This is a genomic window from Methanolobus tindarius DSM 2278 (assembly GCF_000504205.1).
Taxonomy (GTDB): domain Archaea; phylum Halobacteriota; class Methanosarcinia; order Methanosarcinales; family Methanosarcinaceae; genus Methanolobus; species Methanolobus tindarius.
Window position 1 is genome coordinate 1215422 of the sequence record NZ_AZAJ01000001.1, and the last position, 23095, is coordinate 1238516.

Sequence of the window (23095 nt, forward strand, 5' to 3'; positions counted from 1 at the left end):
AAATCAATTTTAAAAAGAAAAGAAAAATGGTGTGCTTCCAGAAGAAGCACGTTAAGAATTATTTGTTACTCTGTCCTTTGCCCTTATAGTATCCGAATGTGTAACCTATCACGATTGCACCGAATGCAGCCTGAAGTGCAAAGAGCAGACTTTCTGTTTCTCCTCCAGGTGGTTCAAAGAGATACTTCTGGAACCATGGTGTAAAAGGTTCATAGCCGAAATTCTCTGAGACAAAATCTCCTGCTGCACCATCTGCACCACCAAATTCAGAATCCGGATTTGCTGCTGCTCCGTAGAAGAACTGTGCAGCAAAAAGAATGACAATTAAACCTACAATATATTCTAGTTTCATTCCATTGCCTCCTTAAGTTTTGTAACTGCAGAGGTTGTAAGCACATTAAGATCAACAAGAACATCGCTCTTGATCTGAACAACATACTTCATGATGAGTGCTGTAAGAGCTCCTTCCATAATCGCAAGTGGAACCTGGGTTGCTGCGAATATTGTGGCAAATGCTGTGAATGATGCCAATATTCCACCCTCTGCCGAAGGGAATGCTACTGCCAGTTGCAAAGATGTCACAACATAAGTGACCCAATCCGCTATTGCTGTTGCAAGGAAAACGTTCAGATAAAAGTTCATACCTGATTTTGACGCTGCCTTATAGAATATGTACGCAACAAAAGGACCAATTATTGCCATGGATGCAGCGTTTGCACCAAGTGTGGTTATACCACCGTGTGCCAGAAAAATAGCCTGATAAAGAAGAACTATTACACCAAGAACTGCTGTAATTGCAGGACCAAAGAGGATGGCTGCCATTCCCGTGCCTGTCGGATGTGAAGAACTTCCTGTTACTGAAGGAAGTTTAAGAGATGAGAGAACGAATATAAAAGCACCTGCTACTGCAAGCAGAGGAACAACTTCCCTTCTTTCGCTTACAAGCTTATTCAATTTATACATACCATACAGTATTACCGGAATAGAGAATACAAACCATAACTGCCACCAAGGTGATGGTAAGAAACCCTCGAATATATGCATTATTTGTCACCTTCCATTTTTAAATTATAATTATCTATTGAACCATACCCCCATCAACCATGTTAAACAAATACATTAAACAACTAAAGTTGATTTGGATACAAAGTGTAATATGTTATGGTACTTAAACATAACGATTCCCATTTGAGGTTAATGCTGTTTTCATGTTAACTAACAACCATAGGGTTTTAAAAAACACTACTACTCAAACAATCTAAATAATATCATCTAAACCACCAGTTAAAGAATGCAGATGTAATGACAGAACCAGGGTTTAAGCAAAAACAGAATTAATTGATTTAATATAAAAAAAATAGAGAAAACAATGACAGAGTTATTGCACAACCATGATGCAATACACATCAGAATTATTCTCAGGTGGCTTTTCTATAGTCCCACATACAGCACGTTCATAGGAATAACCAATATCTTCATAGATACAGAGCTTACCGGTTACACCCATTCCACGAAGTAGTGCGCCAACCTCTTTAACACCAAAATTCTCTGCGGGTAACATGAAAATATTTTTTCCAAGACCAACCTCCCTGATGAGAGCATCCTTTGCAGGAGCAGGATCCCTTCCATGAGCAGTGATTATTGCAAGAGTTGACATATCTACATGAAAACGTGAACATGTGGCTTGAACAGATGAAACGCCTGTAACAACCCTGTCCTTTTCGGTTGCAAATTTCCCAAGTCCTGAAAACATTGGGTCACCGGTGGAAAGTATAACCGCATCTTCCGGCAGAAGATGAAGATTCTTATAATCTTTAATAATATGAGAATCACATTTGATGAACTCTTCTGCAAGCTCGATTGAACGTTTTGAACCATACACAACAGGAGCATTGATGATAACTTCTATGGCTTCCTGGGTCAACATATTCGGACCAACGCCAACACCCACTACTATCATTGATTATTCCCCGCTGTCCATTAAAACAGTACCGTCCCTGTCAACAACAACAATACGTGCACCATTGCCTTTCTCTACAGCCATGTTAAATGCCTGTTTAAGGCGCTCATTCTCAGGATCAAGTTCTATCATCTCAACAACAGTGGCAAAGCCGCTTTCTTTGAGCATATCAGGATTTCCCCATTTCAAAACAAGACCTGGAAGTCCGCAGATTACCACATCACCATGTGCTGAATCAAGAGCTTCAGATATTCGACTTCCTGCAAGCACAACAGTATGATCCGGGAAAAGCATGGTTGAGTAACGAATACCTACTCTGCCTGTGGTGAGTACTACTTTATCAGAACATCTGATGAGATCACCTTTCATCTCACCAAGGTGATCATTCCATGGCTCAACAAATCCTGTACTGCCAAGAATAGAAATCCCGTCAACAATACCAATACGACTGTTCAGTGTCTGCTTTGCGATTTCCTTGCCTCTTGGAAGATAGATAGTTACTTCAGCACCTTTAAGCCCAAGCTCATCCACAGCCTCTTTGATGGATTCTTTAATCTGCTTCATTGGACCAGGATTTATGGCAGGATGGCCTTTCTTGGACTCAAGACCACTACGGGTAACAATTCCAATTCCTTCACCTGCGTAGACATTAATACCTTCAGCTTCCCTTGCATCAGCAACGAATTCAAGACCCCTTGTAATATCAGATTCGTGATCGTTATTCATTTTCACTGCAACAGCATGTCCCTTGCTTCCTGTAACATCCATTTCTGCCCTTAGTCCTACAGATGTTGGAACTGAAATGTGCTTCACATCGCCACCCAGGGAAAGAACAGCTGCCTTTGCAGCCATTGCTGCAGTGGTTCCGGTAGTATATCCTCTCTTTAGTACAGAACCATCGCTCAGAACTACAAGAGTTCCGTTCTTTATACCTTCTTCAAGCTCTTCACGTGGCATTTTAGAACGATCCAGCCATTCGTCTGGAATCTTGGATTTGTTTACCGGGTCAATCATCTCTGGTCAATTGTAAGTAATACTTTTAAAATCTACCGACTCTATCCGGTCCTTTTGAAGAGCTTTGCCAGTTCATCCTTAGTAAAAGAAATCATAGTTGGACGGCCATGCGGACAGGTGTAGGGGTTGTTGCAGTTCATGAGTTGACGAATGAGTTCTTCCATTTGTTTAATGTTACATATGGCACCTGCCTTGATAGCTGCACGACATGCCATGGTACTGCACAAAAGGTCATAGCGTTCCGTATCTTCCTTTACCCTTCCGACTGAAAGAAGGTCTGAGATTATATCATGAATCACATCAGTATCCTCAAGCTTTCCAAATATACTTGGAACTGTGGTCACAACATAACTCTTCGGACCGAATTCTGAAATAGAAAAACCCATTTCCTCAAGCTGCGGAATGAAATCCTCAATAATTGCTATCTCTTTCTGGCTCAAATCAAGAGTAATCGGAGTTATTAGCTCCTGCCATCCCATATCCTGCATTCTTAACACCTGCTCATACATGATACGTTCATGTGCTGCATGCTGGTCAATAAGAACGAGCTTGCCATCCATTTCTGTAAGAATATAAAGATCGGCATACTGACCGAATACCTTCACTCCCGAAGGATTAAATGAAGCTTTCAGTTCTTCCAGCTCTGCTGCTCCTTCCGAACTCACACTTGTCTGTAGCCTCTCGCTTCTTTTCAGACGGCGATGTGTATCTATAGCAGGATAATGATAAGGCTCTTTTTCCTCTTTTACAACATTCGTTTTTGTTTTTCCAACTGGTTCTTCATCTGAAATTATAATTGGAGATGAACTTTCAGACTCAAATTCAGAGGTTGGTTTTTTGGGAGCTTTTTCTTCTTTATGAGTAAGATCAGAATCCCGGTAATCATAAGATGAAACTGATGATCCTGAAGAAATTGATGCGGACTGTGAAGAGGAAACATATCCATCAGAAGGTTTTCCGGATTCTACAGAACCATATGCTGCTTGTTTGTCTTCAGGAGTACTTGAAGAAGGAGAAGGAGACGAAATTGTTTTAGTTCCTGAAATATTTAAACGTGACTGGACAGGAACATCTTTTTTGTCCAGCTGGACTTCAGGAACAAGAGACTCCTTTGCAAGTGCTTCCTCTACAGCAGCTATAATCATGACACCAATTTCTTTTTCATGACTTAGCCTGACTTCTCTCTTTGCAGGATGTACGTTCACATCAACGTTCACAGGATTGATAATAAAGTTAAGGAAAGCTGCCGGATACCGACCTTTTGGAAGCAGCGTATAATAACCAAGTCTTACAGCATTACTAAGCTGATTTGAATATATAGGCCGTCCATTGATGAAAAATACCTGAAAATCCTTTCCACTCCTTGTAAACTCCGGTTTTGATACATATCCGGAGATTGTAAGGAGATCTGATTCATATTCCAGTGGAACAAGAGAACGTGCAACATCAGCACCATACAAATGAACTATGCTGTCAAGCATCTTTACAGACGATGGAGAACGCAGGTTCACTTTTCCATCTATAACAAGAGTAAAGGAAACATCTGGATGTGACAAAGCGTTTCTTGAGACCACATCAATAATATGTGCCAGTTCGGTTCTGGCACTCTTGAGATATTTCCTGCGTGCAGGTGTGCTGTAGAAGAGATCATTGACAAGTATACTGGTTCCAACCGGAGCACCGGTTGAAGTTATGTTCTTGATTCCACTTGTGTCAACCACAACTTTGGTGCCCTCAATATCCACTTCCTGTCTGGTTACTAGTTCCACACGTGCAACGGAAGCAATGGAAGCAAGAGCCTCACCCCTGAATCCCATGGTGAGAATACTATCAAGATCCTCGATTCGGTTAATTTTACTTGTAGCATGCTTTTTAAAGGCCATTGAAGCATCCGTATGACTCATACCTATGCCATTGTCAATAACTAACATGCTTTTCGTGCCATACCCCCCTATTTCCACTCGAACATCGGTAGCGTGTGCATCAATTGAGTTTTCAATTAGCTCTTTTACTACTGAAGCAGGGCGTTCAATTACTTCTCCTGCTGCTATTTTATTGATGGTGGATTCATCCAGTAATTGTATTCTGGAACCTTTAATATCACACGATTTCTCAGTCATTTTCCACTTCCTGTCCACGGCAAGTATAGACAATTAAACAATAAATAAAGACAATATGAAGACAATAAATTCTGCTCTCCAACCCATCAAGGCAAAAATATCTTGTTGTTAGTATTTTTGTGTTTTCATTGGAAAATGTTCCAGTCAATCACTACAGGTCACTTCCTACCGTAATTCAATAGCCATGAAAAATTATGAGTAACGAACAACAGAGTTATATCGTTTTATGCTATCAAAAAGCAACATCAATTAAGAAGGCTTTACATGGACAATTCCGGTAAACTAAAAAATATAGTTCCTTTATTAGCTCTTTTGACAGCATTTCCAGCATTTTCTACTGATATGATACTGCCAGCGATACCGTCACTGGCACTACTCTGGAACAAACCACTTTCCGTAGTTAATCTCATACTTATCGGTTTCTTTGTAACCTATGGATTTTCACTGCTTTTCTATGGCCCGATATCTGACAGGTACGGACGCAAGAAACCGCTGATTGCAGGTATCGTTCTGTACATAATTGCCAGCATACTCTGTGCCACAGCCAACGGTGCAACCGCATTGATAATATTCAGGATAATGCAGGCTGCCGGTGCTGCTGCCAGTGCATCCCTGTCAATGGCAATGACAAAAGACATTTTTGCAGGAAACGAGAGACAGAGAATACTTGCATATATCGCAGTCATAATGGCGCTTGCACCTATGTTCGCACCAATTGTCGGTGGATGGATTCTGGCATACCTAACGTGGCACTGGATTTTCATTGCCCAGGGTGCAATGGGACTTATAGGATTGCTCGGTGTTATCAGAACACCAGAGACATTAAAAGAGCCAACAATAGTTCCGATATCAAAGGTTATGAACTCTTATTGGGGACTGTTGCTCAATACAAATTATATAATTATGGTACTTGTAATGTCCGTCAGCCTGTTGCCACTTTACAGTTTTATTGCCGGATCTTCAGCCCTTTACATCAACAAATTCGGAATGACTGAACAGACTTTCAGTTATTTCTTCGCATTCAATGCCCTTGCACTCATGGCAGGATCAATGTCATGCCTGAAACTCACAGACAGAATAAATCCAAAACACCTGATGACAGCCGGCTTTGCAGGAATAGCAATCGGAGCCGCACTTATCCTCACCGTAGGACATTATGGACCCTGGGCATTTGCATTTCCAATGGCACTCATAACCTATTCCATAGGAATCAGCCGACCTCCAAGCAACCACCTTGTACTTGAACAGGTACACAAAGATGCAGGAGCTGCATCTTCCCTTCTTATATTCACATATTTCACTCTGGGTGCAGTAGGTATGTGGCTGGTATCACAGGAATGGATGGAACGCATGCAGATACTTGGAACAATCACCCTTGTGTGCGGAGTAATTGTTTTTGCAGCATGGATGCTCTTGCAGAAAAGAGGAATTGGTTCTGAAAGCCATCACTAAATAATAAAAGAGCCTATTTCAAAACCTTTCCCCTATCTTTTTCCAGCATAACAAGAAGCATGCAATATCTAATAACCCTTTGAAAACAATATTCAGTCTTTCATACCTACTTGCTATTTTCCTGAATCCCATCTTCAACCATGCAAAGAATCGTTCTATAGTTCCTCTTTTATGATATGACTCATACTCGAATCTTGTAGGTCTTCCTCTTTTTCTGTGTTTTTCATTCCTGCTGTTGACTGGAATGTTACTTTTTATAGCTCTGGATCTTAGATACTTCCGTATAGCAACATTATCATAAGCTGAATCTGCAAGTACTTCTAATGGTCTTGTTCTTGGTTTTCTATCAGTCTTAACCTTGATACTTTCCATGATCTTGATAAATTGTTGACTATCATGTTCCTTTCCAGAAGCAATTTGGATCGTCAATGGAAAACCGTCACAACTTACACAAACATGAATCTTTATGCCTTTCCTTTTTTTATGACCGTTGTATGTGGAGTCTTCTCCCCTTTTTTAGTTTCAATGAAACTGCTATCAACACATACAACATCCATAGAGAACTTACCATTCTGGTAAGCGGAATCCCGAAGGGATTCCATTATCCTGTTCCATATACCTTCCTCTGACCATCTTTTCAGCCTTCTCCAGGCAGTTGCCTGGGAACCATAAATAGCTGGCATATCTCCCCATCTGCAACCAGTTATCAGAACAAAGAGAATACCATTGATGACCTTACGGTCATCAGCCCTCTTTCTTCCGGTTATTGGTTGTGGTGGTAAATGTGGCTTAATAAATTTCCATTGATCATCAGAGATTTCTCTGAATTCCATTCATATCCCCATAATAACATTCAGAGAGATAGTATTTATAGTTTTGATATGGGTTCAAAGATAAAACTGAAAGAAAAAGGTGCATTTAACATTATGAAAGCTTACCTTTTATTTCATTCAATTTGTTCAAAGCCTCAATTGGAGTCATTGAATTAATATCCAGTTTTTTCAGCTCTTCAAGAACAGGGTCCGGTGTAGATTCACCATAAGATGCATCCTGATCAAACAATATTACCTGGGTATATTTGGAACTGCTGCGCTGTTTCTTTTTACTACCCTTGCGGTCCTCTTCACTAAGCATACACTCATCCTCAATATCCTCGAGAATCTCCTTTGCCCTGGAAGTAACTGCATGGGGAACACCGGCTATTCTTGCAACATGGATACCATAACTCCTGTCTGTTGCACCCGGAACGATTTTACGCAGGAAGACAAGGTCCTCACCATCTTCCTTTACGGCAATATGATAATTCTTAACCCTCTTTAGACTGGCAGCAACTTCTGTAAGCTGGTGGTAGTGCGTTGCGAAAAGTGACCTGACACCGACACGTCCCTTGTTGTGAATGTACTCAACAACGGCCTTTGCGATGCTGTAACCATCGTAAGTACTTGTACCCCTGCCGATCTCATCCAGCAGTACAAGGCTTTTAGGTGTCGCATTGTTCAGGATATTGGCAAGTTCCACCATTTCAACCATGAAGGTACTCTGCCCACTTGCAAGGTCATCAAAAGCACCGACCCTTGTGAAAACCCTGTCAACAATTCCGATGGAAGCATGTGATGCAGGTACAAAAGAACCGGACTGCGCCATGATGACTATCATAGCAATCTGCCTCATGTATGTGGATTTTCCGGCCATGTTCGGTCCGGTTATGAGCTGGAACTGGTTTTCACTGCAATCCATTTCGGTATCATTTGGAACAAAACCACCCGGAACTGCATTCTCCACAACCGGATGCCTGCCATCCCGGATAAGCAACCTGCAATCAGGAGTTATCGCAGGTCTTACGTAATTGTTATTGGCTGCAACTTCAGCAAGGTTTGCAAGCACGTCCAGCGTGCCAATAAGAGCTGCAGTTTCCTGCAACTGTCTGGAATGTGATGCAACAATAGAATTTAGCTCTGTGAGAAGTTCGTATTCAAGAGCCACCATTTTCTCATCAGCCGAAAGTATGGCACTCTCACGCTCTTTCAGTTCAGGAGTATAGAACCTTTCAGCATTGGTCATTGTCTGCTTCCTGATATAATCATCAGGAACCTGTGAGATGTTGGCCTTTGTAACCTCAAGGTAATAACCAAAAACCTTGTTATAACCTACTTTCAGGGACTTTATCCCGGTCCTGTCACGTTCTTTCTGCTGGAACTTTGCAATCCATTGTTTTCCGTTCTTTGAAAGATCGAACAGTTCATCAAGCTGCTCATTGTAACCGGGTTTTATCATTCCTCCATCCCTTACACTAAGAGGAGGTTCCTCCACAATTGCGCTGTCAATTAGTTTTGCAAGCTCATCAAGTTCTGCAAATGATGAAAGCTTTGATGAAGTGCTCTCAAGCAATTTTATGTCTTTGCATCCCTGAAGAGAATCAAGCAAAAGAGGAACGGATTCAAGGGATTTCTTCAGGGATACAAGGTCCCTTGCATTGGAGTTTCCATACATGACCCTTCCAACAAGACGTTCCATGTCCTTTACATAGGAAAGATGAGCACGAATGTCGAATCTAACAAGTGTATTATCATGAAGCCATGAAACAGCATCCAGACGGTCATTGATAGCATCCACAGAAATCAGTGGTTTCAGCAGCCATTTCTGCAATTGTCTTCTGCCCATTGGAGTTTTTGTTTCGTCAAGGACACCGATAAGAGATGCATCGTTTCCTTCTCCCCTGACATTTCTGACAATTTCCAGATTCCTGAGGGTAATGGCATCAAGAACCATGAACTCCGAATCAAAATAAGTCTTTAGTGTCTGAACCTGGGAGAGTTCCCTCATCTGGGTGTCTGTCGCATAACGCAATGCTGCACCTGCAGATGAAACTGCTGCCAGTAGTTCACTGCAACCCATGCCCTCTAAAGTGGACACTTTAAAGTGATCAAGGAGAACTTTTTCAGCAATTTTACTATCGAATAAATCCTCATCAAACTCATGAATAATTATCCTCAGGTCTTTTATTCTCTCTTTAAGGTGAGTATCTTTTAGCAGAGACGGAGGCATAATGCACTCTGAAGGACCCATGCGTGCAAGTTCACTTATGATGCGGTCATATGGATGCTCATCCGTAAGCTGGGTTGCAAGAAATTCTCCCGTAGAAATGTCCAGGAAAGACAAACCAAATTCGCCTTTATCGGCATACAGAGCCACAAGATAGTTATTAGAAGAATCCGAGAACATGGAAGAGTCCATAGCAGTACCCGGAGTTACAACCCTTACAACTCCTCTTTTGACAACTCCTTTGGCCTTTTTCGGGTCTTCAAGCTGCTCGCATATGGCAACCTTATAGCCTTTTTTGATAAGCCGGGGAAGATAATTGTCAATTGCATGATAAGGAATGCCTGCAAGTGGCATCTTTTCCCCATCCTTACTTTTACCGCGGGTTGTCAGGGTAATCTCAAGTTCCTGAGCAATTGTTTTAGCATCCTCTCCAAAGGACTCGTAAAAATCCCCCATTCTGAAGAATATGAGGGCGTCCTTATGCTCTTCCTTTGCTGCATAATACTGTTGCATGGCAGGGGTTACTTTACTCATGATGATTCACACAAAATTGGTGCTGCAAATTATCTGGCTGTTAGTATTTTTGTGTTTTGCATCACAAAAATGAAAACAATAGATATATCTACTAAATTAGTCTTAGAATAGATAGAAAGTATTTATAATTCAGTAAAATACTTTCCATGATTTTCAATAGAAGGGTGATGTTGTGGAATCAAATATAGTAGATGATAACGAAAAATATTGTACTAAATGTGGTGCAGTGATAAACAAAGAAGCTGTAATCTGTCCAAAATGTGGTGTCAGACAACCTGCATCCAGCACTCCGGGCTCAAGGAATAAAGTTGCGGCAGGTGTTCTTGGAATACTTCTTGGAGGATTAGGAGCACATAAATTCTATTTAGGCCAGGTTGGAGTGGGAATACTATATCTATGTTTTAGCTGGACTATGATACCTGCCATCATTGGTCTTGTGGAAGGAATAATATACCTCACAATGTGTGACGAAGATTTTGATATGAAATATAACTAGTATTTCAAAATGTCCGGCACTAATTTGCTCAAAGATGAAATAATCAAAGGACTAAATGAAACTTCAAAATATTTGCTGTCTCATCACTCATGTGAAGAGTATTACAAATGCCTGAAATTAGAGTATGGCAAAAAAACGTATTATTTTTGTTCCAGGTGCCTTGGGATATATATTGGCCTGATAGCTAATTGTTTGTATTATATTTACATCTCGAAAACAAGCCTGCCTTATTCTATGATATTTTTGCTTCCCGCATTTGCACTCATTGACTGGACAATCACTGCATTTGGATTCAATAAAAGTAGCAATAGCTTAAGAATCTTATCGGGGTTCCTGCTTGGAATTGCATATTTCAATGGGGTACTGGTATTTCTCAGAGATTTTCCAGATTACAATGTAGCTGCAATAGGAGTATTTTATGCATTGTTTGCATTAATTCTTCTATATCTAAAGGAAAGAAAGAGGAAGCACACTATTCTGTAACTAATTGGAAATCAGATAGTCTGAATTTTCAACATCGTGTTCCCGCCCTTCTGGAACTCATATTCCACTTTATCCTCACTGACAACATAACCCTGTGAAACTAGTTCCCCTATGATTTCATCCAGATGTATGGATTTTCTTGAATTCAAATCAACCAGTGGAAATATCCTGACTTCTCCGGCAACCCTTAAAAGTTCATTAATTGCCCGTACATGAAAATCATAAGATAGCTGCTCTGAGTATAAGAACAGCAAATGTGATACAAGTACCAAATCAAAAGAAGCATCTTCTAATGGTAGTTCAGGCAACCCGCCAGCAACATACCTTCCCTGCTTTTTGCCTTTCTCAAAATCATCAAGGAAGAGGCTCATAGAACTCATGCGGATTTTACCCAATTCTTCAACCGAGGATATGTTCTTCCAGATGAACTTGTCCTGGTTTGCCCTTGTCTGCTCCAGCACCTCCAAATAAGTTTCATCAATCCTTTTTTGAATCCTTTCCCTGTCCAGCTCATAGAGAGGATCAACTGAAACAACCGATTTACCTTTCCTGTTCATCTCGCAATTAAAACTGGCAGGGCCATCACCACATCCCAGAATGGATTTGTCCAGGTCTTCATCATTAAGACTGAACATGTCGACATATTCCTGAAAAGAACGTCCCCAGGGGACAACATTCTGATAATGGACTGACATGAGAAAAATTATGGTTTTTATGTCAGATAAATGTGGTGAAAAACGTGGTGAATGTGATGAATAATATAAAAGAGAAACATTGAGAGAAACATCGTGCAAAAGTATAATAATTTACAAAATTAATTATGATTGATGTTTGGGATTGAATCACTATACTCTGCAGAAGGTATGTTTACCTATGCGCTGGTATTTTTGCTGGCAGCTACACCGTGGATAGAAATACTTGTTGTAATCCCGGCAGGAATAGCTCTTGGATTAAATCCTCTGGCAGTTTCCATACTTGCTTTCACTGGAAATCTTACAACTGTTTATTTACTGATTTTTGCATATCATCAGTTGTCATCTGCATTTGAGAAACGCAAATCAGGTGAGAACAAAAAGCCACCTACAAAGAGAAAAATGAAGGCAATTCAGATATGGAACAAATACGGTTTGCCAGGGCTTGCATTTATTTCCCCGATGACAGTTGGCACACATTTTGCCACATTTGTTGCCCTTAGTTTCAAATCAAAAAAATATATGGTGACAATGTGGATCACCTTGAGTATTTTTGTCTGGACTGTTATTGTCACGGTTCTATCCTATTACGGAATAGAAAGTCTGAAATGGATGTTGGGATGAAGATATTTCAATTTTCCCGCTGCATCAGCACATATCCCATCCCTATAGTGTAAATCGGCATGGAAAGATAACGCATTCCGATATCAGTAAAATACTGCATAACAGTCATCTGGAAAAATCCACCGTACACCATTGAGAGATCCAGTGCAAGATTGACAAGCAGCCAGATTAGGCCAAGAACGATTCCCTCGTTCCGATAATCATATTCAACATCCCTGAAATACCTCACTGCAAGAACCACACCTACAAGCGCACCTGTAACTACCATTATGGATTTGAAGAATGTCTCATCTATGATGAAATTTCCCTGCCTGTCCACGAATGCAAAAGATATGATAAAAGGAACCAGCCATACTATCAGTCCGTAAAGGACCATTTTGAGATATTTGTTCATTTGGAATCCTCTCTCAGCTTATAGTTTATAATATCTGGATTTGACTGAAATAAATACTTGCTGTTTCTGAACTATTTCCTGCAAAATGTTACATTACAATGGTTTTACAGGAATCTGGACCTCAGTCAGTAATTCCTCTTCGGAAACTTCATTCGGATCGTTCAGGTATAATGATCTGGAAGGACCTGCAGCCTTAAGATCGTTATTTTTGATGTATTCAAAAAGACGGGTATATGCTACTCCCACTTCCTCATAGGGTCCCTTATGGATAGCCGATACAACATTAGCAGCCGGCAATGTTACCATTTCAACGTCAAAATTATCGGTAGTAATGCTACCTGATACCGGAAGAGCAACTTCAATATTTGCTTCTGTTTCTTTGTATTCCTCATCATGGCAGATGAACATACAGGGTCCTGTCAACCTGAGATTGTTTCGGGGATTATTTTGTGATTCTACGAACCCGAATAATTCTCCTATGAGTTTCCCTATTGTCACTTCATAGTTTCCAATCTCTTTTTTGCTTAACACACGCATCTGCGGGACTTCTTTAATTGCTGGTTCTGATACTGACATACTATACAACTCCAATGTGTCTTTTTGTCTGAGCAAGACCTGTTGTACTCTCTGCAGTTTGAGAATTTCCTTCTCTGTGTGTGCGCATCTTTTCTGCATAAGTACACTGATAGTGGCACTGTCACTTTTTTCCTCTGCATCCAGCAAGGTAGCTATCTCATCAAGAGAGAATCCCATCCAGGAAAGAGTTCGTATCTTTACTCCTCTTTCTATCTGATCATAGGTGTAGCAACGGTAATTGGTGAATGCATCTTTTGCCTCAGGTACAAGAAGACCTTTCTTGTCATAGAGACGAAGGGCTTTCTGCGTCAGGTGCGTCATCAGGGAAAATTTTCCAATTGTACATTTATTATAAACGATAATATATCGATACCTATAAATTGCCTTGAGGTATACAGATATTAAGAGGTATCTTTCATGGCTGCACCAAAAACGGCAAACCATTTTCTATCCATTGACGAAATCGAAGCAGACCGAAAAGTAAAGCTCTGGTTCAAAAAGAAGGAGCTGAAACCAAAAACAAAAATAAGCTATTTGCACGCAATGCAACAATTCTGCGACCTTTGGGAAATGACGCCATCAGAGCTTTTCAGGGAAGCAAAAGCAGATGTCAAAGACCCCGACCTTTGGGTAAATGAATACTGTCACATCGAAAAAATCATCGAGTTCAAGGACCATTTGAACAACTTCAAGATAGGCGTTAAGGGTGGTAAAGGATACGCAAGACAGACCATCAAAACCAAAATGAATGCCGTTGTGGAATTCTACAGGAAAAATGGCATTGAGATTGGAAAAGATGAACGATATGTCAAGGACGGTACTCTAGTTCAGCCACAAAACAGGAAAATTCCTGATGAAGCGGTCATGTCTGATGTCACTGCATGTAAGTTGGACGAGTTCGAAGAAGCGTTCATATTAGGTCAATCGTCAAGTGGATTGGCGAATGCTGACATGGCAAACATCACAATAGAGCAGTTCAAGAAAGGATTCAGACCTGAGACCGGTGTGACTTTGTTGCATGTGACGAGGGTCAAGACAGGAGTTGAATTCCGTACTTTCTTCTCGATTGAGGCCACAGATTCCATCAATCGATATATACAGAAACGCCAACTTAAGCCGGACTCTTACAACAGATGTGTCCTCACAGGTCATGAAAAGCAGAAAATAACCAGTGATGACAATTATCTGTTTTGTCAACGTTCCATTGCAAAGCAGTACCTTGAACCCGAATCTGAGTATATGGGAAAGCATACTAAATATGCTGAAGCTCAAGACAAATTCGAAAAAGCAATGGCACGTGGCGATATTGAAGCAATGCAACAACATAAACTTGTAATGGAAGAGTGGCGAAAATACAAGTATGAGACCCAAGAGGACATCCGAAAGCTCACCAATGCGGTTATCATGAAGATGTACAGGAAAATTGCCACCAAATCCGGCCATGGCGGTGAAAAATGGGAATGGGATGATGTCAGGGGTCACAAGGTAAGAGCCTTTTTCGGCAACAGCCTCCTGAATTTTACCAATTCAAAAGACAAAGTAAAATACTTGATGGGTCACAAGCAATCGGTAGTGGATGACGCATATTTTAAGTACACTGATGAAGTGCTCGAAGACTTCTATGTGTCTCAATGTCTCCCTAGATTGCATTTCAGTGATACCAAGGTGTATGAACTTGATGCACCTGCAAAGAAGAAATTACTTGAGGAAAATGAAGCCCTCAAAGCCAAAGTCGAAGCACAGGACCAACAACAGGCCGAAATGTCCGAAAGGCTCTCAAAGCTCGAAATTCTTGCTGAGATGCGTCAAAGGTCCGTGGATTCCGTGACTGAAATATGGGATAATCACATTGAAGAGACAAAACGAGACAGTGAAGCAGAGCCAATATCAAGTCAAAACCTGCCTCAATTGCCTGCAAAGTTCGAAATTAAGCCACAGTCAAAGGAAAGCATAGAGCGTGAAATCAAAGACCTCGAATGGCATCTTTCGAAGTATCCAAGTGAGGAAGGAAACACAATGCTTGCAAAATTGCGTGAAAAGCTTGCAGGGATGTAATAACCCTGCAACCTTTCACCCTTTCACCTTTTTATGCGGCAACTCTACGAATTCATTGCAAAACCCCCTAAAAAATCCCCCATTTATTTTAATTTCCGGTTGTACATTATATATTTAGTTACTATATTTTTACTAGTTCTAAATATCAAATTCCCGGATACCACGTGACTTTTAAACTTTTTTAACATCGCTATCGGGTACAGCATTGGATAGAAAATGTATTTATACTACAATACTTTTGTTATTTTTGTTATTAATTGAAAGAGGTCAAAAAATGTACAAAGAATATGGAACAAAAACCAGCAGCGTATCGTTCAAACCTGATGTATGGTCAGTCATGGAATCAGAAAGGGGAGATATCCCGAGAAGTGTAATCATTAATCGAGCACTTCGCTCATATTATGGCATTGAACCAGTGCAAGCCTGATGAAGAACAGAAGCGGCCACCGGCGAGATGATAAGACCGGTGGCCAGAGATGTACCCATGAGAACTTAGAATAAGAAGCTTATAAACATTTTCATGAAATATTAAAAAAATAGTGCGCCGCCATTGTTCACCACAACAATGGCAACGAGCGCCTTAACGATAGAAGTTGTATATACATGAATACAGATGCAGAAATATTTAAACATTTCGGGCTACCGCAGGTTATTCCTGAGTTTCCGTCCCGGTGCATATCTCACGATGATAATCCACTCTTCCAAAACATAATCGATTGCCGTCAGCCCGGAAGTGGGAAAACGCAAAACGCAGTTGAATATGTTGCTGCACATCCCGAGATGAAGTTCTTGATAACTGGGAACACTCATTTGCTGCTTGAGGAAATCAATAGCAGGATAGCGGAAATCAATCCAAATGCCAAAGGCCGAGTCATCAAAGGATTTTCAAAGGCATGCCCAAAATATCAAACACATGACGACATTAAAGACGCACACGAGGCAGGAGTGCCCCCAAAGGCTATTTGTATCAGGATGGAATGTCAAAATTCGCCCGGAAGGCCATGTGGATACAGAACACAATATGAGGGTCTCTTCGATGAATTTGGCAATCCTCAAATGAATTTATTGATTCCGATTAATTTGATTCCTGCATTTGATTTTTCAGTTTTTGATGCTATCATAATCGAAGAATCGACAGCTACAAACGGGAAATACGAAAGAGATTATGATTTTGCCTTCATCAAAAAAGAGATGGGAAAGATGCTGTATTCAAAGGGCTACGGTAGAGATGGTTTTCTGAAAATCGAGGACCATTACAAGTTCATCCGGGCCATCAATGCAAGAGATGCAAAGGCAATCCGAAGCATGGAGCCGATGCTTCAGGAAGCCATCGACCAGCACAATATGTACACGGCTGTGAGACATAAGAAGCGGAAACCGAACTCTGACTTCATAGATGATGTTGTCAAAGTTCGATTGCAATCCTTGATTATGTGCCTCGAATTCACTGACCGAAGAAAGAAAGCGAGACTTGCAAAGATAGAAGAAGAATTCAGCACAAAGTCATCAGGTGTATTGGTAGAGATGAAAAACACCTTTCAAGAGGCTCAGAATCTGACATACGATGATGCAAAACAGCTTTCATACTACCACCTGATACAGATGAAGGAAATCACAGCGAACTACAATGATGAACTCGAAAAATACCAATCCACTGTTGATATGTATAAATTGACGAAAATAGACCATTTCCAAGCAACATGGCAAGAAATTATCTTTTACAAGCAACTCAGAGCATGCTGCGACATCCGGTACAATAACACTATTTTCCGTGAAAGTATGTTCATGAGACAAATGCGAAACTTCCAAACACTATTTCCTGAATACAAGCAGGAATCTATCGTCTACGAATCACACTTTACCAACAAGGAAACTGTCATCAAGGTAGAGAAAACGAATGACGGCTTTTACAAGGGATTTATACATGAATATTATACTAGGCATAAAGGGCGTCTGCGGAGTTTAATTAGATATTACAAAGGAAAATTAAATCTTAAAGTTTTGATTCTTACGTTTAAACAACTTGTTGAGAAGTATAACGGCAAACTTTGCGGCGTTGATGCTTACTGGTATCACGCTTTTGGTGGTGTTAATAAATTCAGAGATTACGATGTTCTCATAGTCTTTGGTACACCTCTTCCCCCTGAAGACTGGTATGAAGAAAAGTGGGAAACCATGTACCCTAATGAAACCATTCCAAAAACAGTTGAATACGATAACTCGGACCCGGAATGGTTCTTACCCATGAATGAAAAATTACGAATCTTAGTTGAAGAGCTTTGGTTACCGGAAGTCTACAACTCAATTCATCGGCTTAGACCCCTTGAACATAATATAAAAATAATATGGTTCGGCAAAAATATCCCTAACGAATTGAAATGTGAATTTACCCTTAAATATAATTAGTAAACTTCTCTGATAATCCAAAAATGATACAAAACCATTATGAAGAAAAATATTTTTAACACAAACAATACCTTCCAAGTGGTTTACAATTAATTATTTAGTACAATCTCGGGTTTTGAAGGCACTTCCAAGCCTACTGATGTTGAGACCCATATCATGGTAGTCAAAATGGGTCTTTCAATAATCACTATGCTGCGATCACTTTTTGACTTCAAAAGTAACTGTATAAAGAAAAAAATAACGCTATCAATAGGTGGTAACGTTTTGTATATAATATATCTTTATTTTGATTCCCCCAAATCCCCCAAATGGCACAATTAATTAATGAGATTTATTATCATGCCTGAAATGCTAAAAACCCTGCAACCGCTATCTTCTGAGGATGAAAATCCCGACACACAAATAACCTATAATCCACCGAAGCACAGTGTTTTTGAGGAGTATGAAGGTAACTTTTGCACCCTCTGATAATTGTTCAGGATACCGGTTACCTGATTCTACCAGAAAATAACCATATACCAAAAATTATATTTCCCACTGAATATATAATGTGTATATTGTATTTAGATGGTGAAAAAATGATTGATACTCTTCCATGTTTCGTAATAAAACAATATCTGCATGACAATCAATATCTGCATACTAATCATAATCAATATCTTTTCTGCTTGGCTGAAAGTAAGTCTAGAAATGATGGATACGTAGATGTAATTGATTTAACTAAACTGCCTCTAAGAAATCATAATCAACTCCACATAATAGAACTCGGTCGAAAGCTGGAAAATCATTTAAATTCATTGAGTAAAGAAGAAGCTGAAGAACTTATCACAAAAATAAGAAGTCAATACAAGCACAGAAGGTCATTCAGAGCAGTTTAAACATGTAAGTGTTCATGATACCGGTTACCTGATTTCAACCTTTAATTTACTTATTTTATCAATTTCCGAGCAAGGCCATTTCCGGGCTTGACGTCATAGAGTGGCATAATTACCCTCTTAACCCTGTGAAATCTACTCACAGGCCATATTTGACCATGTTTCAGTCGAGTATTGCATGAAAGACCGGCTTAAGGGTTTCAGCCTGAAATACTGCCAAAATCCCACATACTATTCTAATTTATCATGCATTTTAATAAATAATTGCATAAATTATACAATTTAATCTATGTAGTTTCCCCGGTGTCAAGATTTTAACATATCTTCGTCTAACACTGCTTTTTTTACTCACGTCCCTTGCGTGTATGGATTTTTCAACGTCATTTTCACGGGCGAATTGATAACAAACCAGATACCATACACTCATTGACGCCTATGAGCTTGACCGTGCACGAAAATGTTTATAACTACACTTTCCAACGTGCGTATCATGAAGAAAAATACCTACATTCTAAGGACGCTTGCACAGCATGAGTCGATGACAGAAGAGCACATTCAAATCAGAATCATGAGAATGTTACAGAATCAGAGTATGAGACATCGAGACCTTGCAACTGAAACAGGCAACAGGAACCTGTATTGGCATCTTCAAAGGTTGATGTCATTCGGCTACATCGAACGCAGGAAGCAAGGCAAGATACCATATTACACCATTACTGATGCAGGATATGAATGCTTGAATCAGGATGATTTCTCGCAAATAAGGCAAATACAGCCATTCGTGGAGATTGCCACGGCCTTCATGGCAAGGGATGACTATGAACCCATGACCGCACGTGAGCTTCATGGAGCATTGCAAGACCCTAGACCGATTGAGCAGTTCAATTCACTGCTTGCACATCTCATTCAGCGAAAGTATGTGAAATCGAACAAAATCGGCAGGCTGCTGACTACTTATGAACTCTCTATCTTAGGACGGGAATATGCGTCAAATCCAGCGGCATTCAGACATAAGAAGCTAATGACAAGATTCCACTGATATCAGGACACCGTAGAATTATTGAAGGATATAAAAAGCTTAAAATCCGTATACCTGATAGCAAATGATTTTGAATTGCAAAAAAATAAGTACTATTTGGTCTTATTCAGAATAGAGTCAAAACCAGAGCTTTTTATTGAGAGGTCTTATTGTGAAAGTATTCAAGGATGGAACACTAAAATTTGCGATTTTGAACTATATACTCAACCATCCTGAATGCACCAGTCAGGATATTGCTCAGCACGTTCAACATGAGAGCATCCAAGTACTCCGGTCTGAAATCTATTATTTGAAAAGACAATCCTATCTCACAGTGAATGACAGAAAGGAAAGACCTCTAAGATATTCCACCACGAAGTCAGGTCAAAAGGAAGCTCTTCAAGGTCCACATTCGGTGCAGATTAAGCGTCAAGAACGCCAAGAGCGTGTGCATGCAATGGTTATGTCAATCCTGAATGATGATGAACGTTTTTCGGCTGCTGTTGCGGATTCTGTCAAGACACAACTCAGAGAGATAGCCACAGGTACAAGAGAAGCTCCAATCATTGAGACCGTGGAAAAGCCTGTGGATGACAGTGCACTCATACAAGAATTGAACGAAAAAGGCTTGCGTATTCAGGAATTGGAAGCTCAGGTGCAGCATTTGAAATTGCACAAATCAAATGTCCCAACCCGTCCACCACCTGTGGAAAAGTCGCCTGAAGAGCAGAAAGCAGAGAATGAAAGAAGACAACGCAGGGAGCAATTAGCGATGAGGTATAGAGGAATGTTGCTGGATGCTCCTTTCTTCCACCATTGGAAGGACATGTTTCCTTTCAAAATGAAACATATGGAATTGTACAAAACTGGAAGTGTAGAAATCATGTCACCATCAAATCCAGAGCACCGAAGAGGTCATGCACGCCGTCCATTGTCTCCGGCTGAGGTTATAGGGGCACAATTCCACATCACAAAGATGACGAAAGCGGGGATAGTCATTCAAGGTAAGGGTCTTCCCGGTGGTCAGGTTTCACTTAGATGGTAGCCTTGAATTGGACGAACACTCTTTTCAATATCGTCCTATCAAGTTTCCACAATAATAACGTCTATTATAAATCACTATCAAGTAGTTAATTATATATGCAATAATACCATTATATTTCCTATAAAAGAAATTATATGATTGGTGATAAAAATGCCTCGATTGAAAGATGTTAATAGTGAAAGTACAAAAATCAGAAGAAAGTTTTTAGAATCCCTGTCTAAGGAAGATAAACTAGACGAAGGTATGGTAAGGTCTGAACTTCGTGCTGAGCATAAAATAAAGCCAGAAGAAGGCAAAACTCATGTGATGTTTAAAGAAATGGGTGATAATGGCTTGATTATAGAAAAAAATGAAACTGACGGTCAGATAAGGGCTATTATTACTGAACAAGGTATTGGATACCTAAAGTGCATGAAAGATTTTGGAATTGGAAAATAATATAGGAGAGTGAAAAACGTGGCAGAAGCAATGACAGTGGAAACGGTAATTCAAGCATACTGGGACCTGAAAGGCTATTGGACAAAGTTAAGAGTTCCTCTTAAACTCGGCGGATGGACTGATATTGATGTTGTGGCCTACAATCCATTGAAAAAAGAGCTTGTTCTTGCAGAATCAAAGGTTCGAAGTACTAAACATACTGTTAGAGCCTATACCGAAGACTTGAAAGATAGTGGTGTGAGTTTTCTTGATTTTGATAAAAAGTATGGAAATTCGCATGGTACATCCGGGAAATTATATTATCTGTCTTTTATTGATAACATCAACAATGAGTTCCTAGACTTACTATTTGAGACCCTGAACTTGCCAAAGGATGATGTGAAAATAATCGTGCATTTTGTGAGCAACTATCATGTTGATGAAGGCTTACTGGAATCCGCTCAAAATGAAGTAAAGAAGAGAATTGAAAAGCAGATTAGCAGTCCATATTCCGTTGATAATGTAATAATTCAAACTACGTTTGATGTACTATGTGACGTTATCGCAGAAGAAGAAATGAGTGAGCAAGGAAGAAGGTATGGACATCCTGTACTTGATATTGCACGAGAATTCAATAGGTATATGCATCCCGATATTCACTTAATTGGTTCAAGAGAAGTTGCATACAAAAAGGGATGTAAAGAAGAAATCAAACAGAAACTCAGAGATAAAATCTCAAAATCCTTTGGAATTCTTTAAGGAAAAAGGTATCCAGTTAAGTGAATACCCATCATTTTCTATTTTTAAGCAAAAACTTGAGCAGGTCTGTGCTCATATGGAGTTCACGTTCCATTTTTGCTCCAATTTCATCGTCAGAAAGGCCATCTTTTCTATACTGGTCAATACTTTCATATACAGTATCAGAAACCTCTGAATAGTCGTTTATGTCCTTTCTGTGACCCCATACATCGCCTTCGATGAGTGCTATTCCTTTCATATCCAAGAACATCTGAGTGGATTTGGAAATTGTTCTCTTGTAGGAGGTTGGTATATGAAGAGCTTTTACATTTGGACATTTGGTAACAAGGGTTAAGATATCTGTGTTAGATGGTCTGAATGCGAGATGTACCATCTCTTCATTTGTCCCAAGGCTTTCTATTTCTTCTTTTGAACTTACAACTCTGATTTTCATGTTTGTACCCCAAATATTTTAATAGCAATGTTCTCTCCAAAAGATTGCACTATATTTAAAATTTTGTATATACAGTTAATCGTCTAGTACAATATAATATTAAAAATCCGAATACCGGAGACTGATTGCGAAAATAGGTAGAAATGTATTTAAATGAATTGAACTAATTTGGAATTATGACAAATGAAGGAATCCACCAAGACAATTTCCGCCGGGCGGAACAAGAACTCATTGATTTGAAGAAATATTGGCATATGCTCGCTTGGTGGGAGCGAGATGTGTCATTAGAAGCTGTTTTTGATTATATTTCTGACATCGAAGAGCTTCCTGAGTATGCGGCTAGATGTGCTATAGTGCAGGAGGTTGCTGAGGAATTGGCATTTCAAAATGAGGCAAATTATCCCTCAGATGAAGAACTTGCAGCAGACAAGAATATGAGCCTCTATTATCTGGGAAAACTCCGACTTCCTCATGGTCAAGCAGTTAAAATCCTGAAAGCATTCACGCCAGAACAAGTTGAAGCCATTTGTTTTGATGAAGTTGACTATACCGTTGATACCATCATTGATGCAATGTTCCGGTCCACTGCTGCGTTTTTCGCTGTGAGAAACTCTATTGGGCATGTAGCTCAGAGTAGCCATGTGGCATACATATAATGCCTGTAATTCCCTTGCGTACATGTTTTTTGACTCACTTTGAC

General features: G+C 39.9%; 24 protein-coding genes. 12 read left to right on the forward strand and 12 right to left on the reverse strand.

Annotated features, from left to right (window positions below; genetic code table 11):
- Positions 1 to 58: 58 nt before the first annotated feature.
- The 5 genes from METTI_RS05960 to mutL all read right to left on the reverse strand — a co-directional run bounded on the left by METTI_RS05960 (position 59) and on the right by mutL (position 5094).
- Positions 59 to 352, reverse strand: a complete 294-nt coding sequence (locus METTI_RS05960) for an energy-coupling factor ABC transporter substrate-binding protein (RefSeq protein ID WP_023844922.1) — start codon at positions 350 to 352, stop codon at positions 59 to 61.
- Positions 349 to 1044, reverse strand: a complete 696-nt coding sequence (locus METTI_RS05965; protein WP_023844923.1) for an energy-coupling factor ABC transporter permease — start codon at positions 1042 to 1044, stop codon at positions 349 to 351. Before METTI_RS05965 ends, METTI_RS05960 begins: the two co-directional genes overlap by 4 nt.
- 334 nt (positions 1045 to 1378) lie before the next feature.
- The gene (gene cbiE / locus METTI_RS05970) at positions 1379 to 1960 is read right to left on the reverse strand and encodes a precorrin-6y C5,15-methyltransferase (decarboxylating) subunit CbiE (RefSeq protein ID WP_023844924.1); all 582 of its coding nucleotides are present in this window, start codon (positions 1958 to 1960) and stop codon (positions 1379 to 1381) included.
- 3 nt (positions 1961 to 1963) lie between these two features.
- Positions 1964 to 2974, reverse strand: a complete 1011-nt coding sequence (locus tag METTI_RS05975; RefSeq protein WP_023844925.1) for a cobalt-precorrin-5B (C(1))-methyltransferase — start codon at positions 2972 to 2974, stop codon at positions 1964 to 1966.
- Positions 2975 to 3015: 41 nt separating this feature from the next.
- Positions 3016 to 5094 carry a DNA mismatch repair endonuclease MutL gene (gene mutL / locus METTI_RS16095; RefSeq protein ID WP_023844926.1) on the reverse strand — a complete coding sequence of 693 codons (2079 nt, stop codon included), beginning with the start codon at positions 5092 to 5094 and terminating at the stop codon, positions 3016 to 3018.
- Positions 5095 to 5358: 264 nt separating this feature from the next.
- On the opposite strand from mutL, the gene METTI_RS05985 reads away from it, so the two are divergent.
- Positions 5359 to 6546, forward strand: coding sequence for a multidrug effflux MFS transporter (locus METTI_RS05985; protein ID WP_023844927.1), 1188 nt, complete (start codon positions 5359 to 5361; stop codon positions 6544 to 6546).
- Between the two features lie 18 nt (positions 6547 to 6564).
- Here the strand turns inward: METTI_RS05985 and METTI_RS05990 are convergent, their stop codons facing one another.
- The 3 genes from METTI_RS05990 to mutS form a co-directional block, all read right to left on the reverse strand.
- Entirely contained in the window at positions 6565 to 7014 is a 450-nt protein-coding gene (locus METTI_RS05990) for a transposase (protein ID WP_084323981.1), read from the reverse strand.
- Complete coding sequence (locus tag METTI_RS05995; protein ID WP_048135209.1) at positions 7011 to 7379, reverse strand: transposase; 369 nt, start codon at positions 7377 to 7379, stop codon at positions 7011 to 7013. The genes METTI_RS05990 and METTI_RS05995 overlap by 4 nt, the downstream gene beginning before the upstream one ends.
- 91 nt (positions 7380 to 7470) lie before the next feature.
- Entirely contained in the window at positions 7471 to 10125 is a 2655-nt protein-coding gene (gene mutS / locus METTI_RS06000; RefSeq protein ID WP_156916254.1) for a DNA mismatch repair protein MutS, read from the reverse strand.
- 169 nt (positions 10126 to 10294) lie between these two features.
- On the opposite strand from mutS, the gene METTI_RS06005 reads away from it, so the two are divergent.
- Together METTI_RS06005 and METTI_RS15535 are read left to right on the forward strand one after the other, a co-directional pair.
- On the forward strand, positions 10295 to 10618 hold the full coding sequence (locus METTI_RS06005; protein WP_023844929.1) for a TM2 domain-containing protein: 324 nt from the start codon (positions 10295 to 10297) through the stop codon (positions 10616 to 10618).
- Between the two features lie 24 nt (positions 10619 to 10642).
- Positions 10643 to 11101, forward strand: a complete 459-nt coding sequence (locus tag METTI_RS15535; RefSeq protein ID WP_169729103.1) for a DUF2085 domain-containing protein — start codon at positions 10643 to 10645, stop codon at positions 11099 to 11101.
- A gap of 11 nt (positions 11102 to 11112) precedes the next feature.
- Here METTI_RS15535 and METTI_RS06015 read toward each other — a convergent pair whose 3' ends face one another.
- Positions 11113 to 11796, reverse strand: a complete 684-nt coding sequence (locus METTI_RS06015) for a class I SAM-dependent methyltransferase (RefSeq protein WP_023844931.1) — start codon at positions 11794 to 11796, stop codon at positions 11113 to 11115.
- A gap of 132 nt (positions 11797 to 11928) precedes the next feature.
- On the opposite strand from METTI_RS06015, the gene METTI_RS06020 reads away from it, so the two are divergent.
- Positions 11929 to 12417, forward strand: a complete 489-nt coding sequence (locus tag METTI_RS06020; protein ID WP_023844932.1) for a small multi-drug export protein — start codon at positions 11929 to 11931, stop codon at positions 12415 to 12417.
- 7 nt (positions 12418 to 12424) lie between these two features.
- Here METTI_RS06020 and METTI_RS06025 read toward each other — a convergent pair whose 3' ends face one another.
- Both METTI_RS06025 and METTI_RS06030 read right to left on the reverse strand, forming a co-directional pair.
- Positions 12425 to 12811: a hypothetical protein gene (locus tag METTI_RS06025; protein WP_023844933.1), complete on the reverse strand. Its 387-nt coding sequence runs from the start codon at positions 12809 to 12811 to the stop codon at positions 12425 to 12427.
- A 93-nt stretch (positions 12812 to 12904) separates the two neighbouring features.
- A complete protein-coding gene (locus tag METTI_RS06030) occupies positions 12905 to 13789 on the reverse strand; it encodes a MerR family transcriptional regulator (protein ID WP_342665137.1) in 885 nt (294 codons plus the stop codon).
- Between the two features lie 15 nt (positions 13790 to 13804).
- Between METTI_RS06030 and METTI_RS06035 the strand changes: the two genes are divergently transcribed.
- From METTI_RS06035 to METTI_RS06065, 7 genes are all read left to right on the forward strand, one after another.
- Positions 13805 to 15442, forward strand: a complete 1638-nt coding sequence (locus METTI_RS06035) for a hypothetical protein (protein WP_023844935.1) — start codon at positions 13805 to 13807, stop codon at positions 15440 to 15442.
- Between the two features lie 603 nt (positions 15443 to 16045).
- Positions 16046 to 17848: a hypothetical protein gene (locus tag METTI_RS06040; RefSeq protein WP_023844937.1), complete on the forward strand. Its 1803-nt coding sequence runs from the start codon at positions 16046 to 16048 to the stop codon at positions 17846 to 17848.
- A gap of 455 nt (positions 17849 to 18303) precedes the next feature.
- Positions 18304 to 18726, forward strand: coding sequence for a hypothetical protein (locus METTI_RS06045; RefSeq protein ID WP_048135217.1), 423 nt, complete (start codon positions 18304 to 18306; stop codon positions 18724 to 18726).
- A gap of 487 nt (positions 18727 to 19213) precedes the next feature.
- Positions 19214 to 19762: a winged helix-turn-helix domain-containing protein gene (locus METTI_RS06050; protein WP_023844938.1), complete on the forward strand. Its 549-nt coding sequence runs from the start codon at positions 19214 to 19216 to the stop codon at positions 19760 to 19762.
- Between the two features lie 313 nt (positions 19763 to 20075).
- The gene (locus METTI_RS06055) at positions 20076 to 20786 is read left to right on the forward strand and encodes a hypothetical protein (protein ID WP_156916255.1); all 711 of its coding nucleotides are present in this window, start codon (positions 20076 to 20078) and stop codon (positions 20784 to 20786) included.
- A 159-nt stretch (positions 20787 to 20945) separates the two neighbouring features.
- Positions 20946 to 21224 carry a hypothetical protein gene (locus tag METTI_RS06060; protein ID WP_156916256.1) on the forward strand — a complete coding sequence of 93 codons (279 nt, stop codon included), beginning with the start codon at positions 20946 to 20948 and terminating at the stop codon, positions 21222 to 21224.
- An 18-nt stretch (positions 21225 to 21242) separates the two neighbouring features.
- Complete coding sequence (locus tag METTI_RS06065; RefSeq protein ID WP_023844941.1) at positions 21243 to 21962, forward strand: hypothetical protein; 720 nt, start codon at positions 21243 to 21245, stop codon at positions 21960 to 21962.
- Positions 21963 to 21993: 31 nt separating this feature from the next.
- On the opposite strand, the gene METTI_RS06070 is transcribed toward METTI_RS06065, so the two are convergent.
- On the reverse strand, positions 21994 to 22395 hold the full coding sequence (locus METTI_RS06070; protein ID WP_023844942.1) for a DUF1699 family protein: 402 nt from the start codon (positions 22393 to 22395) through the stop codon (positions 21994 to 21996).
- Positions 22396 to 22571: 176 nt separating this feature from the next.
- Between METTI_RS06070 and METTI_RS06075 the strand changes: the two genes are divergently transcribed.
- Positions 22572 to 23051, forward strand: a complete 480-nt coding sequence (locus METTI_RS06075; protein WP_048135218.1) for a hypothetical protein — start codon at positions 22572 to 22574, stop codon at positions 23049 to 23051.
- The last annotated feature ends 44 nt before the right edge of the window (positions 23052 to 23095 follow it).

What these genes read in the sequence shown, in the direction of transcription:
- METTI_RS05960 (WP_023844922.1), bottom strand. Translation starts at nt 352, where the DNA reads ATGAAACTAGAATATATTGTAGGTTTAATTGTCATTCTTTTTGCTGCA.
- METTI_RS05965 (WP_023844923.1), bottom strand. Translation starts at nt 1,044, where the DNA reads ATGCATATATTCGAGGGTTTCTTACCATCACCTTGGTGGCAGTTATGG.
- cbiE (WP_023844924.1), bottom strand. Translation starts at nt 1,960, where the DNA reads ATGATAGTAGTGGGTGTTGGCGTTGGTCCGAATATGTTGACCCAGGAA.
- METTI_RS05975 (WP_023844925.1), bottom strand. Translation starts at nt 2,974, where the DNA reads ATGATTGACCCGGTAAACAAATCCAAGATTCCAGACGAATGGCTGGAT.
- mutL (WP_023844926.1), bottom strand. Translation starts at nt 5,094, where the DNA reads ATGACTGAGAAATCGTGTGATATTAAAGGTTCCAGAATACAATTACTG.
- METTI_RS05985 (WP_023844927.1), top strand. Translation starts at nt 5,359, where the DNA reads ATGGACAATTCCGGTAAACTAAAAAATATAGTTCCTTTATTAGCTCTT.
- METTI_RS05995 (WP_048135209.1), bottom strand. Translation starts at nt 7,379, where the DNA reads ATGGAATTCAGAGAAATCTCTGATGATCAATGGAAATTTATTAAGCCA.
- METTI_RS06015 (WP_023844931.1), bottom strand. Translation starts at nt 11,796, where the DNA reads ATGTCAGTCCATTATCAGAATGTTGTCCCCTGGGGACGTTCTTTTCAG.
- METTI_RS06020 (WP_023844932.1), top strand. Translation starts at nt 11,929, where the DNA reads ATGTTTGGGATTGAATCACTATACTCTGCAGAAGGTATGTTTACCTAT.
- METTI_RS06025 (WP_023844933.1), bottom strand. Translation starts at nt 12,811, where the DNA reads ATGAACAAATATCTCAAAATGGTCCTTTACGGACTGATAGTATGGCTG.
- METTI_RS06035 (WP_023844935.1), top strand. Translation starts at nt 13,805, where the DNA reads ATGGCTGCACCAAAAACGGCAAACCATTTTCTATCCATTGACGAAATC.
- METTI_RS06040 (WP_023844937.1), top strand. Translation starts at nt 16,046, where the DNA reads ATGAATACAGATGCAGAAATATTTAAACATTTCGGGCTACCGCAGGTT.
- METTI_RS06050 (WP_023844938.1), top strand. Translation starts at nt 19,214, where the DNA reads ATGAAGAAAAATACCTACATTCTAAGGACGCTTGCACAGCATGAGTCG.
- METTI_RS06070 (WP_023844942.1), bottom strand. Translation starts at nt 22,395, where the DNA reads ATGAAAATCAGAGTTGTAAGTTCAAAAGAAGAAATAGAAAGCCTTGGG.
- METTI_RS06075 (WP_048135218.1), top strand. Translation starts at nt 22,572, where the DNA reads ATGACAAATGAAGGAATCCACCAAGACAATTTCCGCCGGGCGGAACAA.